13 protein-coding genes are annotated in these 16154 nt (G+C 63.1%); 8 read left to right on the top strand and 5 right to left on the bottom strand.

The genetic code is table 11. The features are described 5' to 3' along the window. Positions 1-42 precede the first annotated feature (42 nt). Positions 43-465 (top strand): VOC family protein, encoded by a 423-nt coding sequence (locus NKH37_RS16240; protein WP_023719962.1) that lies wholly within the window; start codon positions 43-45, stop codon positions 463-465. Here NKH37_RS16240 and NKH37_RS16245 read toward each other — a convergent pair. Both NKH37_RS16245 and NKH37_RS16250 read right to left on the bottom strand, forming a co-directional pair. Next, entirely contained in the window at positions 462-1931 is a 1470-nt protein-coding gene (locus NKH37_RS16245; RefSeq protein WP_353005434.1) for a cobyric acid synthase, read from the bottom strand. The two genes, NKH37_RS16240 and NKH37_RS16245, sit on opposite strands and share 4 nt — an antisense overlap. A gap of 1 nt (position 1932) precedes the next feature. Beyond that, positions 1933-2547: a dimethylsulfonioproprionate lyase family protein gene (locus NKH37_RS16250; protein ID WP_352484187.1), complete on the bottom strand. Its 615-nt coding sequence runs from the start codon at positions 2545-2547 to the stop codon at positions 1933-1935. Between the two features lie 137 nt (positions 2548-2684). On the opposite strand from NKH37_RS16250, the gene NKH37_RS16255 reads away from it, so the two are divergent. The 4 genes from NKH37_RS16255 (at position 2685) to NKH37_RS16270 (ending at position 6111) form a co-directional block, all read left to right on the top strand. After that, entirely contained in the window at positions 2685-3851 is a 1167-nt protein-coding gene (locus NKH37_RS16255) for an isobutyryl-CoA dehydrogenase (protein WP_352484186.1), read from the top strand. Between the two features lie 44 nt (positions 3852-3895). Next, positions 3896-4264, top strand: a complete 369-nt coding sequence (locus NKH37_RS16260; protein WP_353005435.1) for a four helix bundle protein — start codon at positions 3896-3898, stop codon at positions 4262-4264. A 62-nt stretch (positions 4265-4326) separates the two neighbouring features. Continuing rightward, entirely contained in the window at positions 4327-5211 is an 885-nt protein-coding gene (gene mmsB, locus NKH37_RS16265) for a 3-hydroxyisobutyrate dehydrogenase (protein ID WP_353005436.1), read from the top strand. 486 nt (positions 5212-5697) lie between these two features. Then, positions 5698-6111, top strand: coding sequence for a VOC family protein (locus tag NKH37_RS16270; RefSeq protein WP_353005437.1), 414 nt, complete (start codon positions 5698-5700; stop codon positions 6109-6111). Between the two features lie 111 nt (positions 6112-6222). On the opposite strand, the gene NKH37_RS16275 is transcribed toward NKH37_RS16270, so the two are convergent. From NKH37_RS16275 to NKH37_RS16285, 3 genes are all read right to left on the bottom strand, one after another. Beyond that, complete coding sequence (locus tag NKH37_RS16275; protein WP_352640475.1) at positions 6223-7602, bottom strand: aspartate aminotransferase family protein; 1380 nt, start codon at positions 7600-7602, stop codon at positions 6223-6225. A 240-nt stretch (positions 7603-7842) separates the two neighbouring features. Continuing rightward, positions 7843-9912, bottom strand: a complete 2070-nt coding sequence (locus NKH37_RS16280) for a prolyl oligopeptidase family serine peptidase (protein ID WP_353041226.1) — start codon at positions 9910-9912, stop codon at positions 7843-7845. A gap of 94 nt (positions 9913-10006) precedes the next feature. Further along, on the bottom strand, positions 10007-11167 hold the full coding sequence (locus NKH37_RS16285; protein ID WP_352590175.1) for an MFS transporter: 1161 nt from the start codon (positions 11165-11167) through the stop codon (positions 10007-10009). Positions 11168-11377: 210 nt separating this feature from the next. Between NKH37_RS16285 and NKH37_RS16290 the strand changes: the two genes are divergently transcribed. The 3 genes from NKH37_RS16290 (at position 11378) to NKH37_RS16300 (ending at position 16153) form a co-directional block, all read left to right on the top strand. Further along, positions 11378-12955: a trimethylamine methyltransferase family protein gene (locus tag NKH37_RS16290; protein WP_353005439.1), complete on the top strand. Its 1578-nt coding sequence runs from the start codon at positions 11378-11380 to the stop codon at positions 12953-12955. A 154-nt stretch (positions 12956-13109) separates the two neighbouring features. Further along, a complete protein-coding gene (locus NKH37_RS16295; protein ID WP_353005441.1) occupies positions 13110-13571 on the top strand; it encodes an endonuclease domain-containing protein in 462 nt (153 codons plus the stop codon). Continuing rightward, a complete protein-coding gene (locus NKH37_RS16300; protein ID WP_353005442.1) occupies positions 13568-16153 on the top strand; it encodes a GcvT family protein in 2586 nt (861 codons plus the stop codon). Before NKH37_RS16295 ends, NKH37_RS16300 begins: the two co-directional genes overlap by 4 nt. The last annotated feature ends 1 nt before the right edge of the window (position 16154 follow it).

The following is a 16154-nucleotide window of genomic DNA, read 5'->3' on the forward strand; positions in this document are numbered from 1 at the left end:
CCAGACTGGGTTGATCGACCAACACAGCGAAGGAGATCAGCCATGCCGAACACCACCGAAGCACCGCGGCTTTACCCGGCGCTGCGCTACAGAAATGCCGGCAAAATGATCGACTGGTTGTGCGAGGCCTTCGGCTTCAGCGTCCGCACCCGCTATGGCGAAGGCGACGTGGTGCACCATGCCGAACTCGCATTCGGCTCCTCGATCATCATGCTCGGCACGGCCCGCGACGATGCCTATGGAAAGATGGTCGGCGCGCCCGGCTCGGGCGGCGGCAAGTCGATCTATGTCGCGGTCGCTGACGCCGACGCGGCATACGCTCGGGCAAAAACCGCCGGCGCCGAGATTCTGGAAGAGCTCACCGACCGCGACTATGGCAGCCGCGAATTCATCTGCCGCGATCCGGAAGGCAATGTCTGGTCGTTCGGCACCTACTGGCCGAAGGCTGACGAAGCCGCCAGCTAACGCGCCAGCCCGAAAATCGCGTCGCAGTCGAGGTGGGTTTCCAGTTCGGCTGCGATCTCGTCCAGTGCCCGTTCGACCTCGGCGCGGTAGTCGATGCCGCCGCCCTTGACGCCGAGGCTTTCGAGGAATTTCGCCCGGAAGGCGTCGGCGGAAAACAGCCCGTGCATGTAGGTGCCTGACACCTTGCCGTCGGCGGAGATGGCGCCGTCATCGACGCCGTTGATAACGGCGGATGGCCGCAGCGTGTCGGGACCGGTGGTGCGGCCGAGATGGATTTCGTAGCCCTCGAGCGGCAGATCGAACGGCACCGAGCGCGCGCTGACATTGCGCACCGTCTTTTCCGGCTCCATAACCGTTTCGACGTCGAGCAGGCCGAGGCCTTGCGTCTCGGTAACGCTGCCCTCGATGCCGTCGGGATCGCGCACGCTATGGCCGAGCATCTGGAAGCCGCCGCAAATACCGACGATATGGCCACCGCGTTTCCTGTGCGCGGCAAGGTCGCGGTCCCAGCCATTCTCGCGGAATTTCACGAGATCGCCGATCGTCGACTTTGAGCCGGGAATGACCACCAGCCCTGCATCCTGCGGCAGGCGTTGGCCAGGCGGCACGAACACCACCTCGACCTGCGGTTCGGCCTTGAGCGGGTCGAGGTCGTCGAAATTGGCGATGCGCGAGAGCACCGGCACGGCGATCTTCAGCGCGCGCCTCTGGCCGGACGCCAGCCGTTCGAGCACGACGGAATCCTCCGACGGCAGCCGCGCCGCCGCCTTCAGCCACGGCACGATGCCAAAACAGCGCCAGCCAGTGAATTTTTCGATCGCCTCGATGCCGTCATCGAACAGCGAGACATCGCCACGGAACTTGTTGATGAGGTAGCCGACGATCATACGCCGGTCCTCCTCCGGCAGGATCAGATGGGTGCCAGCGACCGAGGCGATGACACCGCCGCGATCGATATCGCCGACCAGGATCACCGGCACGCCGGCGCGCGTCGCAAAGCCCATATTGGCAATGTCTCGGCTCCTGAGATTGATCTCGGCCGGCGAGCCGGCGCCCTCGACAATGACCAGATCGGCGCCCTCGCCGACCTTCGCCCAGGAGTCCAGCACCGCATCCATCAACCGGCCCTTCAGCGCCTGGTAGTCGCGCGCCCGCGCCTCGCCGAACACCTTGCCCTGCACGACAACTTGAGCGCCGACATCGGTCTGCGGCTTGAGCAGCACCGGATTCATGTGGATGGTCGGCGGCACGCCGCAGGCGATCGCCTGCAGCCATTGCGCGCGGCCGATCTCACCGCCGCTTGAATCGCCGGGAATATCGGCGACGGCGGCATTGTTCGACATGTTCTGCGGCTTGAACGGCCGCACTTTCAAGCCGCGGTTCTTCGCCGCGCGGCAAAGACCGGCGACGAGCACCGTCTTGCCGACATCCGAACCCGTGCCCTGCAGCATGATTGCCTTGGCCATATCAGCCCCTGCCCTGCGCAACGGTTCCGGTGATCGTCGACTTGGCTGCCAGGGGGCCGCCGCGCCAGAGATAGAGCGCCATCAGTGGCTCCTTGCCGGTGCGCATGGCGTGGCTAACGTCAGAGGCATGGTGGATCACCTCGCCCGCCGCTCGAAGGCGAAAACCGCCATCGCCCATGCGCCATTCGGTGCCGCCGGTAAGCGGGACGTAGATCTCCTCCGCGACATGGTGGTGATCGGGGTAGACGATGTCGGGCCCAAGGATCAGCAGGCCGGCCGCGACCTCTTCATTGACGAAATGACCGCGCGTGCCGAATACCTCCAGCCAGCCGTAATTGTCGATGAAAATCTTGCCGAAATCCGCTTCGCCATAGGTCTGGCCCCAGCGCAGATCGCCGCGACGCTGCGCAACCAGCCGCGCCAGCGGCTTGGCCGCAGCGGGAGCGAGTTCGACGATACGGTCGAGCAGGACGAGACAAGGCAGTGCATGCGGTTCGAGCGGCCGGCTTGGCATGTCCCAGCCGATTCGGGCCACGGCGTCGCGCACCAGCGCATCATCGAACGTCTGGAGATAGGCATGGAAGCGTCCAAGCAGTTCGTCGAAATTTGTCGTCACACTTTGCTCCAAAGCGCATTCGCACACAGCGGCTGCGCAGACGGTCGGGTTGCGCGGCGGCATCATTGGTCTAGATTGGACGGCGCGCAAAGCCAAAAACGACAGGCCAGCAGGCCGGAAACATCAGGGAGCACGCCATGGACGCCGCTGTCGATGCGGGCACCAGCCAGTTCGAACTCAACGAGGACCAGCGCGCCATCCAAGAGATGGCCGAGGCCTTCGCCGCCGATCGTGTGGCGCCGAACGCACTCGACTGGGATCGCAACAAATATTTCCCCGCCGACGTGATCCGCGAGACCGGCCCGCTCGGCCTTGGCGGCATCTATGTCCGCGACGATGTCGGCGGCTCGGGGCTCGGCCGGCTCGACGCCGTGCTGATCTTCGAGGCGCTTTCGCGTGCCGATCCGGCGTTTTCCGCCTTCATCTCGATCCACAACATGGCAGCATCGATGATCGACCGCTTCGGCAGCGACGAGCAGCGCCGGCGCTTCCTGCCCAAACTGACCTCGATGGAATGGCTGGCAAGCTACTGCCTGACCGAGCCGGGCTCGGGCTCGGATGCGGCGGCGCTGAAGACGCGCGCGGTCAAAAGCGGCAGTGACTATGTGCTGAACGGCGCCAAGCAGTTCATCTCCGGTGCCGGCGACAGCGACCTCTATGTCGTCATGGCGCGCACCGGCGCCGACGGGCCGAAAGGCATTTCCACCTTCGTCGTGTCGAACGATGCGCCCGGCCTTTCCTTCGGCGCCAACGAACACAAGATGGGCTGGCACATGCAGTCGACCCGCCAGGTCGTCTTCGAGGACTGCAAGGTGCCGGCGGAAAACCTTTTGTCGGCAGAAGGCGCCGGCTTCGGCATCGCCATGGCCGGGCTCGACGGCGGCCGCTTGAACATCGCCGCCTGTTCGCTCGGCGGCGCGCAATCGGCACTCGACAAGGCTCTCGCCTACACCGCCGAGCGCAAGGCCTTCGGCTCGAAGATCAACCAATTCCAGGCGCTGCAGTTCAAACTCGCCGACATGGAGACCGAACTGCAGGCAGCGCGCATCTTCCTCTACACCGCCGCCTCGAAGCTCGACCGCAAGGCGCCGGATGCCGGAAAATGGTCGGCAATGGCCAAGCGCTTCGTCACCGACACCGGCTTCAACGTCGCCAATGACGCCCTGCAGTTGCATGGCGGCTATGGCTATCTGCACGATTACGGCATCGAGAAGCTGGTACGGGATCTGCGCGTCCACCAGATCCTCGAAGGCACCAACGAGATCATGCGCGTCATCATCGCTCGCGCGCTGATCGTACGGTAAGGCAGTAGGCAGTAGGCAGTAGGCAGTAGGCAGTAGGCAGGAAGATGACCGGCAAGATCAATTCGTACAAGGATCTTATCGTATGGCAGCAGGCGATGGATCTGGCCGTCACCACCTACTCCTTGACCAAGGCATGGCCAAAAGAAGAATTGTATGGGTTGACCAGCCAAATTCGCCGCTCAGCAACTTCTATTCCTGCAAACATCGCGGAAGGTTATGGTCGAGACAACAGAGGCTCCTATCAGCAATTTCTCAGGATAGCCCAAGGATCGTTGAAGGAGTTCGAGACACACCTTGAGATCGCTGAACGCATTGGCCTTGCCACGCATGACCAAGCTTATCACGTACCGTTAGCGACCGAGGGCATCGGAAAAATGCTTCGCCAACTTATTAGCAAACTTGCGCCCGAATAGGTCGCCTACTGCCTACTGCCTACTGCCTACTGCCTGCCTTACCCAAACCGCGGAGTGCCATTATGACCACCATCGCCTTCATCGGCCTCGGCAATATGGGAAATCCGATGGCCGCCAACCTGGTCAAGGCCGGGTATGCCGTGCACGGCTTCGACCTGGTGCCGGAAAACCTCGTCATCGCCAGGGAGCACGGCGTCGTCATCATGGCCAATGCCGTTGCGGCGGTAAAGGATGCCGATGCGGTCATCACCATGCTGCCGGCCGGCAAGCATGTACTGTCGGTTTACGCAGACATCGCGGCCAACGCGAAAAAAGGCGCGTTGTTCATCGATTCCTCGACCATCGACGTCGAGTCGGCGCGAAAGGCCCATGCCACCGCGGCCAAGCACGGATTGCTGATGATCGACGCGCCGGTCTCCGGCGGGACGGGCGGTGCGGCGGCCGGCACGCTGACCTTCATGGCCGGCGGTTCGAAGGACGCCTTCGCCAAGGCCGAACCGATCCTCAAGCCAATGGCCGGCCGCATCGTTCATTGCGGCGACGACGGCGCCGGGCAGGCCGCGAAGATCTGCAACAACATGATTTTGGGCATTTCGATGATCGGCGTTGCCGAGGCCTTCGTGCTGGCGGAAAAGCTCGGCCTGTCGCACCAGGCGCTGTTCGACGTCGCCTCGACCTCGTCTGGCCAGTGCTGGTCGCTGACCACCTATTGCCCGGTGCCCGGCCCTGTGCCGACATCGCCCGCCAACAATGGCTATAAGCCCGGGTTTGCAGCGGCACTGATGCTGAAGGACCTGAAACTGTCGCAGGAGGCCGCACAGAGCGTCGGTGCGGCAACGCCGCTCGGCGCCGAGGCAGCCCAGCTCTATGCGCTGTTCAACGCACAAGGCAATGCCGGCGCGGATTTTTCCGGCATCATCAATTTCCTGCGCGGTGACCCTGCGTAAGGTCAAATTTCATAGTTTTCGATCTGCCCAAAGCGGAAAGTCTGCAAATTTAGGTTTGCTTAAGCTCTTGCTAACCCTGCAGTAACGATGTGCGTTTAAAACGGATTGCGAGGCGGACATCCGCCCGGCGCTCCGGATCAGGTCTCGCGTACCGGAGCCCGTAAGTTTCGCCGTAAGTTTCGCAAGTGTATTGTTGGCGAAGCACCATGCGTATCTGGCAAAGCCGCGTTCCGATGGAGCGCGGTTTTTGCGTTTTCGCCATGTCGTCGGAGCTCTATTCCGATTGCCGCGTCGCTGATGCGGCCCTTCGGTGCTGTCTCAGTTTGAATTTCCGCTCACGACCCCCACATGAATTTCGGCTCGCTACCATTTCCACCGAGCGGGCTCGAAAGCTTGAAGGCAACCCAGTTGCAGACATAGTCGCGAAGACTATTTCATTAGAGGCTATACGGCCGCACGAATCTCTTCACATATTGAGGTCCCGCAATGGCGCACGAGCCTCGAAAAAGACCATTATTCCGCAAGCTCGATAATCATCTATTGCGGGTGAGCGACCTCGATGCAGCCGTATCGTTCTATGGGGATCGTCTCGGTCATGCGCTCGTTTGGCGGGACGATGAAGCCGCCGGCTTTGCGCTGCCTGAAACCGATGCGGAGCTGGTTGTCCATCTTCATATCGGTCCCGAGACCGACATCCTGGTCGATAACGTGGACGACGCGTTTGAGGAATTCTTGGCCGCCGGCGGTGAGGCTGTGCAACCGCTATTCGAGATCGCGGTCGGGCGGTGCGCCCGTGTCCGCGATCCTTTCGGCAACATTGTTGTGATCTTGGACCAATCGAAAGGGATGTTGGTCACTGACGCGAAGGGGCACGTCATCGGTGTCAAGGCGGGCCAGTGATCACGCGTGGTCGTCGATACTGCCAACAGCCTCGCCTGGCGAACTCTTCGCCATAAAGCGGCATTCAAACTCCGGGCGCCCGATTACCGGACGCCCGGCGATCGTTCCATCTTACCGCTTGCGCAAATCTGCTTCGGCCAGGTCGAGCGCCCTGGCGATGCGGTCGCAGGCCATGTCGATCGTCTCGCGCGTCCAGATCAGCGGCGGCGACAGGATCATCGTGTCGCCGGTGGCGCGCAGCATCATGCCTTGGGCAAGGGCGTGGTCGCGAACCATCACCGCCGCGCTGCCGGCCGGCAGGAAGCGCTCCTTGGTCACCTTGTCCTTGACGATCTCGATCGCCCCCATCAGCCCGAACGAGCGCACCTCGCCAACCAGATCATGCCCACCGAAACGTTCCTGCAGCGCCTTGGCGAAGTAAGGCCCGGTGTCGTTCCTGACGCGCTCGATCAGGCCCTCGCGCTCGATGATCTCGAGGTTCTTCAGCGCCACCGCGCAGGCCACCGGATGCCCGGCATAGGTGTAGCCGTGATAGAATTCGCCGCCCTTTTCGACCAGCGTCGCCGCGATGCGGTCGCCGACAAGCAGCGCCGACAGCGGCTGATAGCCGGAGGTCAGCGCCTTGGCCGTGGTGATGGTGTCGGGCTCGACGTCGAAGGCTTGTGCGGCGAACCATTCGCCGGTGCGGCCATAGCCGGTGATAACCTCGTCCAGCATCAGCAGTACATCGTATTTGCGGCAAATGCGCTGCACTTCCGGCCAATAGCTCATCGGCGGGATCTTCACCCCGCCTGCCCCCATCACCGGCTCGCCGATGAAGGCGGCGACCTTGTCGGCGCCAGCTTCGAGGATCGCGTCCTCGACCGCTTTTGCCGCGCGCAGGCCGAAATCATGGTCGCTTTCGCCGGGCAGTGCCAACTCATAGGCATAGGGCATCATCACATGGACGATGTTGGGCACGGCGCCGCCGAGCTGGTTGTGCATCAAATCCATGCCGCCGAGCGAGGCACCGGCTATGGTCGAGCCGTGGTAGCCCATCTTGCGCGAGATGATGCGGTTCTTCTCGGGGCTGCCTTCCAGCACCCAATAGTGGCGGACGAGGCGCAGCGCCGTGTCGTTGGCCTCCGAACCGGATGAGCCGTAGAACACCTGGTTGATGTGCCTTGGCGCGATCTCCGCCAGCTTTTTCGACAGCAGAACCGGCGTCGGCGTCGAGCATTTGAAGAAGGAGTTGTAGTAGGGCAATTCCTTCATCTGGGCGTAGGCGGCGTCGGCAAGCTCGTCGCGGCCGTAGCCGACATTGACGCACCATAGCCCGGCCATGCCGTCGAGGATTTCCGTCCCTTCGGCATCGTAGATGAACGGACCGTTGGCGTGAGTGATGATGCGCGAGCCGGTCTCGCGCATCTCCTTGTGGTCGGTGAACGGATGAAGGTGATGCGCGGCATCGATCTGCTGAAGCTGCTTCAGCGAATAATTCTGGTAGGTCATGTCTGGTCTTTCCTCTTGAACCAATCCGGCAGCTTTCGCGCCGGGGCGGATTCGTTAGAGGACAGCGGGCGGCGAATAGCCGATACGGGCGCACAGCCGCAACAGCTCGGCGCGAAGCGTGCGCGGCGACGGCGTCACCGCCACCCCAAATGCGCACCCCGATTTCGCCAGCCGAGCCATGCATGTACCTTAGGCTGCCTCCAGCCCTCAGTTCAAGCCGTACCGGTCAAGCGATGTCGGTCAATTGGTGCCAGTCAGGGCCCGCTGCAGGAAGACGTACTTCATCGCCGCCTGTGCGGCCTGCGGCCGCCGATCGCCGCGCCCGCCATGCCCGCCCTCGGTCTCTTCGAAGAACAGCGTCTTGCCATGGCCCGCCGCCTGCAGCCGCGCCGCCATCTTGCGGGCATGGCCGGGATGGACGCGGTCGTCGGCAGTCGAGGTCGTCAGCAGTACCGGCGGATAGGCTGCATCCGTGTCTACATGCTGGTAGGGCGAATAGGAGGCGAGCCAAGCTGCCTCTTCCGGCTTCGCCGGATCGCCATACTCGGCCATCCATGACGCGCCGGGCGGCAGCTCGGTGTAACGCAGCATGTCGAGCAGCGGCACGTCGATGATCACCGCGCCGAACAATTCCGGGCGTTGCGTCAGCGAGACGCCAGTCAGCAAGCCCCCGTTCGAACCGCCCTGGATGCCCAGCGTGGCCGGTGTGGCGATGCCGCGTTTGACCAGATCTTGCGCCACCGCTGCGAAATCGTCGAATGCATTCTGGCGATTGGCCTTGAGCGCCGCCTGGTGCCAGTTCGGGCCGAACTCGCCGCCGCCGCGGATGTTGGCCTGCACATAGGCATTGCCCTTCTCCAGCCACAGCCTGCCGCGCACGCCGGCATAGCCGGGCAGCAGCGGCACTTCGAAGCCGCCATAGCCGTAAAGCAATGTCGGCACCGGCCCGTCCTGGTCGCGCCGCCTGACGACGAAGTACGGGATCATCGTGCCGTCCTTCGAGCGCGCCTCGAACTGTTCGGAGACCAGGGACGACGCATCGAAGCGCGCCGGCTGCGACTTCACCGTTGCCAGCGCCGCGGCATTATCGTCCGACCAGATGATCGAGCTCGGCGTCAGGAAATCGGTGAAGGAGAAGGAGACGCTGGAGCCGAAATGCTCGGCATGGCTGATGCCGACATTGCCGTTTTCGGGCAATGCAACGGGCTTGAACTCCCAGCCGCTGTCGCTGCGCTCGCCGGCGATGACCTTGCCGCGCACATTGTCCATCAAATTGATGAACAGCCGGGCCTGCGTGCGGGCGATGCCGGCGATCGAGACACGGTGCGCCGGCTCGAGCACGATATCGATGGATCCGAACAGACCGGTTTCGATCCAGCGCTCGAAATCGAGTGAATAGAGCCCGTCGGGCTTGCACAGCGTGCCGTCCGGCGCCGTCCACGGGGTACGCACGCCGAAGACAAGCTGGCCCTTGAACAGCGCCGTATCGGTGACGTCGTCCGGCAACGGGATGCGCCGGTTCTCGCCAGAAGGCAGCCGCAGGAAACTGTGCGAGGCGAAGAAGTCGAGCGTCCGGGCCAGGAAGACGTGGCGCCTGTCACCGTCGAATTCGACGGATCCGCCGGCGGCGAGATCCTGCTTCAGCGCCTCGAAGGTCGGCATCGCCGCTTCCAGTGGCGTGCCGCGCCGCCAGAGCTTGACCACGCGCGGATAGCCGGACTGGGTCTTGTCGTCCTCCTCGAAGGCGGCGGAAACGATGACCGTGTCCTCGTCCAGCCAGCTGAAGTTCGATTTCGAGGCGGGAGCACGAAAGCCACCCTCGACGAAGGACCTGCTTTCGATATCGAATTCGCGCATCTCGCTGGCATCGCCGCCATCCGGCGACAGGCTGAGCAGGCAGCGGCTGAAATCGGGGTAAAGCCGGCTGGCGCCGCTGAACACCCATTTCACCCCCTCTTCCGCCGCCAGACTGTCGAAGTCAATGATCGTCTGCCAATCCGGCTTGTCGGTCTTGTAGGACGCGACGGTGGTGCGCCGCCAGAGGCCGAGTACGTTCGTGCGGTCCTGCCAGAAATTATAGACATGGCCGTTGATAGCGGCCCCGACGGCGATGTTATCCTCGGCCGTCATCAGGTCGAGCGCGGTCTGGAACGTTGCCTGGTAGGACGGGTCACCCTGCAATTCGGCGACAGTGATTTCATTCTGGCGATGAACCCAGTCGAGCGCTCGCTGGTCAGTCCTGCCCTCCAGCCAGAGGAAGGGATCTTCGGCCGCCGGATCCGGTTGGGCCTGGCTGTTCAATTTGGTCATGAGGTCTCCGGTTGAGTCGGGCGTCGGCATCGCCAAGATCGACACGGGGCCGCTAATATTCAAGTCATTGCGTCAGAACGGCGACTTCAGGCATTCACACCATCCGCCTTCGAATGACCGTTACAAGCCCCAGCGCCAGGCAAATGGCGCCAAGCGTGAGCGGCAGGCCGCCTGCGCCAACAACATCCATGGCGCCGCCCGCCAGCGGCGGCACGGCGATGCCGCCGACGCCCCACATCAGCGAAAAGGCGGCGTTGCCGGCGACCAGCGCCGAGCCGGTGAACCGCTCGCCGAGCTCGATGATCGACATCGTGTAGATGCCGTAGGAAACCGCACCCCAGATGAAGACGCATGGCCATATGAGCGGCGTCTCGATGAGAACCGGCAACAGCACGCATCCGAGCACCGTCACCGCCACACAGATGAACCGCACCAGCCGCGCCGTCAGTCGTTCCGCCAACAGGCCGAGCGGCACCTGCATAGCGATGTTGCCGGCGATCATCACCGACAGCAGCGCCGACATGCGCGCTTCGGCGATGCCGTAATGCGTTCCGTAGACCGGCAGCAAGGCGAGCACTGCCTGTTCGAAACCGGCGGCCACCACGACCGCCGACAACAGCAGCCACGCCTGCGGCACGAATCCCAGCACCGAAACCCGGTGCCCGCTCTCGTCGACCCTCGGCAGCCGTGCCAGCACCGAGGCAAGGCAGGCGCCGCAAAACAGGAATGCGCCGATGCCGACCAGAAACGGCGGCCATCCCACGGTGCCGACCGCAAGCAGGCACAGCGGCCCCGCCGCAAAGCCCGCCGAAATGATCGTCGAATAGATGCCCATGACGCGGCCGCGGCGTGCTGGCGGCGCCAGTGCAATCACCCAGACTTCGCTCAGCACGTAGAGCGGGTTGGTGACCCCACCGATCAAAAAGCGCAGCGGAAACCACAGATAGACATTTTGCGTCCAGCCGATCAGCGCCAGCACCAGCGCGGAAAGTGCCGCGCAAGTAAGCGCGGTGCGCCCGGCCCCGAAACGGCGCGCCAGCGCTGGAACCAACGGCGAGGAGACGATGAAGCCGATCGGCGTCATTGCCGCCGACAGGCCGATCATGGCCGGCGAGACGCCCTGGCGCTGCAGGATGAAGCTCAACAGCGGGTAGCTCAGCCCTTGCGCAATGGCGAACACCGAGACAGTCGCGATCACGCCGGTGATCGCCGCCCATTGCACTGCCTCGCCGCTGTTCTGTTCCGCCCGGTCCATGATGCAGGATTAGCGTTTCGGTTCCGTCGCAGTAAGCACCGGCACCGAAAACCGCTTGCGCCAGCCGGAACGCGATCAAGAGGCTGACGATCCCGCCGGCTGCCCCCAGGGCATGTCGCTTCCCTCGTCCTAGTGGTCGCCGCCTCCGCAATGGCCGGACGGCCGGCAGTCCATTATGCCGCCGCATTGCCGCAGCGTACGAGGACTATCATGACCGCCGCCCTTCAGCCCGCCGAACCGGCACTGGCAAACGACCGCGCCCGTCGCGGCGGCCGCGCGGGGAAGCGTGCCGGCGGATCGGCGGTGTTCGAGCAGCCGCCGTTTCGCCAGTTGAAGAACCCGCTGACGCCGACCCGGCTGGTTTCCGACGACGAGCTGGAATCCATCCACCTCGCCTCTCTGCGGGTGCTGCGGGAAATCGGCGTCGACGTGCTGCATGACGAAGCCCGGCGCATCATGAAGGCGCATGGCGCCGATGTCCGCGAAGGCAGCGAGCGGGTGCGCTTCGACAGCGACATGATCCTGGAACTGGTTGCGCACTGCCCGCCGGAATTCACCATCCACGCCCGCAACCCGGCGCATAATGTGCGCTTCGGTGGCGATAATCTGATCATCTCGATGATGGCGTCGGCACCCAATTGCTCCGACGTCGACCGCGGCCGCCGGCCGGGCAACCAGCAGGACTACCGCAACTTTCTCAAGCTTGCGCAGATGCACAACATATTGAATTGCACGGGCGGTTATCCGGTCGAGCCGATCGACATCCATCCGTCCGTGCGACACCTCGAATGCATCCGTGACCTCGCCACGCTGACCGACAAGATGTTCCACATCTATTCGCTCGGCAAAGAGCGCAACGTCGACGGCATCGAGATCACCAGAATCGCACGTGGCATCAGCCACGAGCAGTTGCTTGCGGAGCCGTCGGTGTTCACCATCATCAACACCAATTCGCCGCTCAAGCTCGACGTGCCGATGATGGAAGGCATCATCCAGATGTCGAGCAAGGGCCAGGTGGTCATCGTGACGCCGTTCACCCTGTCGGGCGCCATGGCGCCGGTGACGATTGCCGGCGCGCTGGTGCAACAGAATGCCGAGGCGCTGTCCGGCATCGCCTTCGCACAGATGGTGCGCAAGGGCGCGCCTGTCGGCTACGGCGGCTTCACCTCGAATGTCGACATGAAGTCCGGCGCGCCGGCCTTCGGCACGCCGGAATATATGAAGGCGCAGCTGGTCGGCGGCCAGCTCGCCCGCCGCTACAACATCCCCTACCGCACCTCCAACACCTGCGCCGCCAACACCGTCGACGCGCAAGCCGCCTATGAAAGCGTGTTCTCGCTGTGGGGTGCCATCCAGGGCGGCGGTAATCTGATGATGCATGCCGCCGGCTGGCTCGAAGGCGGCCTGCGCTGCTCCTATGAGAAGACCATCCTCGACATAGACCTGTTGCAGATGGTCGCCGAGTTCCTGACGCCGCTCGATCTTTCCGACGAGGCGCTCGGTTTCGACGCCATCCAGTCGGTCGGCCCCGGCGGCCATTTCTTCGGCACCCAGCACACGCAGGACCGCTACAAGACCGCCTTCTATGCGCCGATCATTTCGGACTGGCGCAATTTCGAGAGTTGGGCGGAGGCTGGGTCACCGACCGCGCTCGAAAAAGCCAATCGCGTCTGGAAGGAGCGGCTGGCCTCCTATGAAGAGCCTTATATGGACCCGGCGATCCGCGAGGAGCTCAATGCTTTCGTCGACAAGCGCCGGGCCGAAGGCGGCGCCCCGACCGATTTCTGATCATCTGATGAGTAGTCGACCCCCACTCCGTCGAGCTTCGCTCGACACCTCTCCCCCGATCGACGGGGTAGAGGAAGGGCGCGAAACGATTCCAGTTGGCGCCCTTCCTTTCCCCCCGGAGGGGGGAGAGGTGGCGCCGCGAAGCGGCGACGGAGTGGGGGAAGCCGTTCATGAAACGCGCAGCCGCCGCAAAACAGGCACAACCCAGCGAGCGCGTAGCCTGCGGCAAGCAGGCAATCAGGCCGAAGCACTGCTTTGGCCTGAACTAAAGGCGCGCAAGCTTGGCGGCTATCGCTTTACGCGTCAGTTCTCCATCGGCGCCTTTTTTGCAGACTTTGTCTGCCGCGAAAAATGGCTTGTTGTTGAAGTCGACGGACAACAGCACGCCGGCAGTTCATATGACCGCCGCCGCGATGATTTCATGCGCGCCCAAGGCTACTCGATCCTGCGTCTTTGGAGCCATGACGTCCTGAAACATCGTACTTCCGTCTGTGAAACCATTCTTGCCGCGCTTGATGGCAGGCTGGCCGAAAACATCGCTGTATTCGATTTCCGCTTTGTTTTCGCGCCCCGCTCACTCGATTCAATCTCTTCAAAAACGGAACTATCTTCATGAAATGTCATGCAAAAGCGGTTGTTATCGGCGGCGGCGTCGTTGGCTGCTCAGTGCTCTATCATCTGGCCAAGGCCGGCTGGACCGACATCATGCTGATCGAGCGTTCGGAGCTCACCTCCGGCTCGTCCTGGCATGCGGCGGGCGGCTTTCATACGCTGAACGGCGATCCCAACGTCGCCAAGCTGCAGGCCTATACGGTGCAGCTTTACAAGGAGATCGAGGAGATTTCCGGCCAATCCTGCTCGCTGCACCTGACCGGCGGCGTCATGATGGCCGACACGCCAGAGCGCATGGACTTCCTTCGCCTCGCCCATGCCAAGGGCCGCTATCTCGGCATGGACACCGAACTGATCACGCCGTCCGAAGCCAAGGCGATGTTCCCGCTGATGGACGAGACGAATTTCGTCGGCGCTATGTGGGATCCAGTCGAGGGCCACCTCGACCCTTCCGGCACCACCCACGCCTATGCCAAAGCCGCCCGGAAGCTCGGCGCCGAGATCGTGCTGCGCAACCGCGTCGTCGAACTGACGCAGGAGGTCGACGGCACCTGGAACGTCGTCACCGAGCAAGGCACGATCAAAGCCGAGCATGTCGTCAACTGCGGCGGCCTTTGGGCGCGCGAGATCGGTCGCATGGTCGGCGTCGAGCTGCCGGTGCTGGCGATGGAGCACATGTATCTCCTGACCGAGCCGATGCCGGAGGTCGAGGAATTCAACAAGTCGACCGGGCGCGAGATGATCGGCGTGCTCGACTTCAAGGGCGAGATCTATACCCGCCAGGAACGCAACGGCATCCTGCTCGGCACCTATGAAAAAGCCTGCAAGCCGTGGTCGCCGGTCAACACGCCATGGGATTTCGGCCACGAGCTGCTGCAGCCCGACATCGACCGCATCGCGCCGTCGCTCGAGATCGGCTTCAAGCATTTTCCCGGCATCGAGAAAGCCGGCATCAAGCAGATCATCAACGGCCCCTTCACCTTCGCGCTCGACGGCAACCCGCTCGTTGGCCCTGTGCAGGGCCTGACCAATTTCTGGTGCGCCTGCGCCGTCATGGCCGGCTTCAGCCAAGGCGGCGGCGTCGGCTTGGCGCTGTCGAACTGGATGGTCCATGGCGACCCCGGCTTCGACGTCTGGGGCATGGACGTTGCGCGCTTCGGCGAATGGGCAACGCTGCGCTATACCAACGCAAAGGTGCGCGAAAATTATTCGCGCCGTTTCTCCATCCGCTTTCCCAACGAGGAATTGCCGGCGGCAAGACCGGCGCAGACGACCCCGCTTTACGACACCATGCTCGCCAACAACGCCGTCATGGGCGACAGCTGGGGTCTCGAAACCCCGCTCTGGTTCGCGCCGAAAGGCTCGGAGCCGAAGGACATCGTGTCCTTCCACCGCTCGAATGATTTCGGCGCGATCGGCGAGGAAGTGTGCGCCACACGCGAGAGGGTCGGCGTCACCGAGATCGCCAACTTCGCCAAATACGAAGTCTCCGGACCTGGGGCCGAGGATTTCCTCAACCGGCTGATGACCAACCGCATGCCGAAGACCGGCCGCATCGTGCTGACGCCGATGCTGAACGAGTTCGGCAGACTGATCGGCGACTTCACCATCGCCAAGGCGGGCGAAGAACGCTTCATGATCTGGGGTTCTTCGGCCGCGCAAAAATATCACATGCGCTGGTTCGAGAAGCATCTGCCGAAGGACGGTCCAAGGGCGTCGGAGGTGCGCATCCACCGCTTCGACCAGACGCTGGTTGGCCTCTCCATCGCCGGGCCGAAATCGCGCGACCTGCTGCAGAAACTGGTCGACGTCGACATCTCGACCAAGGCCTTCCGCTTCATGGATTTCCGCGAGATGGCGGTCGGCGGCGCGCCCTGCATGGTCAACCGCATCACCTACACCGGCGATCTCGGCTATGAGATCTGGATGGCGCCGGCCTATCAGCGTCTGGTCTACAAGGCGATCAAGGAGGCCGGCGAAGAGTTCGGACTTGTTGATTTCGGCATGCGCGCCCTGCTCTCGATGCGGCTTGAAAAGAACTTTCCGACCTGGTTCCGCGAGCTACGTCCGATCTACGGACCGTTCGAAGGTTCGATGGACCGCTTTATCAAGCTGGAGAAGAACGATTTCATCGGCCGCGAGGCAGCGGCCAAGGAACAGGCGGCAGGGCCGAAGCTGCGCCGCGTTTCCTTTATCGTCGATGCTGCGGATGCCGACGTCATGGGCGACGAGCCGATCTGGGCCAAGGTCGGCGACAAGGATTTCGGCACGGTAGAAAAGCCGCATGGCTATGGCGCGCCGCGCTTCGACGCGGGCGGCAAGGAAGTGCGCGGCTCGAACGCCGCTGAAGGCGCGTCTGCCGTGCGCGGTATTGTCGACGGCAACTGGCGCGTGGTCGGCTGGGTCACCTCCGGCGGCTATGCGCATTATGTCGAGAAGTCGATGGCGCAAGGCTACGTACCGGCAGTGCTTGCCGAAAACGAGAGCGCCGGGCTGTTCGAGATCGAGATCCTTGGACACCGGCGGTCGGCGCGCATCAACGTCGAGCCGCCCTTCGATCCGAGTGGCGAAAAGATGCGAACGTAGG

Source organism: Mesorhizobium sp. M1217 (genome assembly GCF_040318275.1).
Classification (GTDB): Bacteria; Pseudomonadota; Alphaproteobacteria; order Rhizobiales; family Rhizobiaceae; genus Mesorhizobium.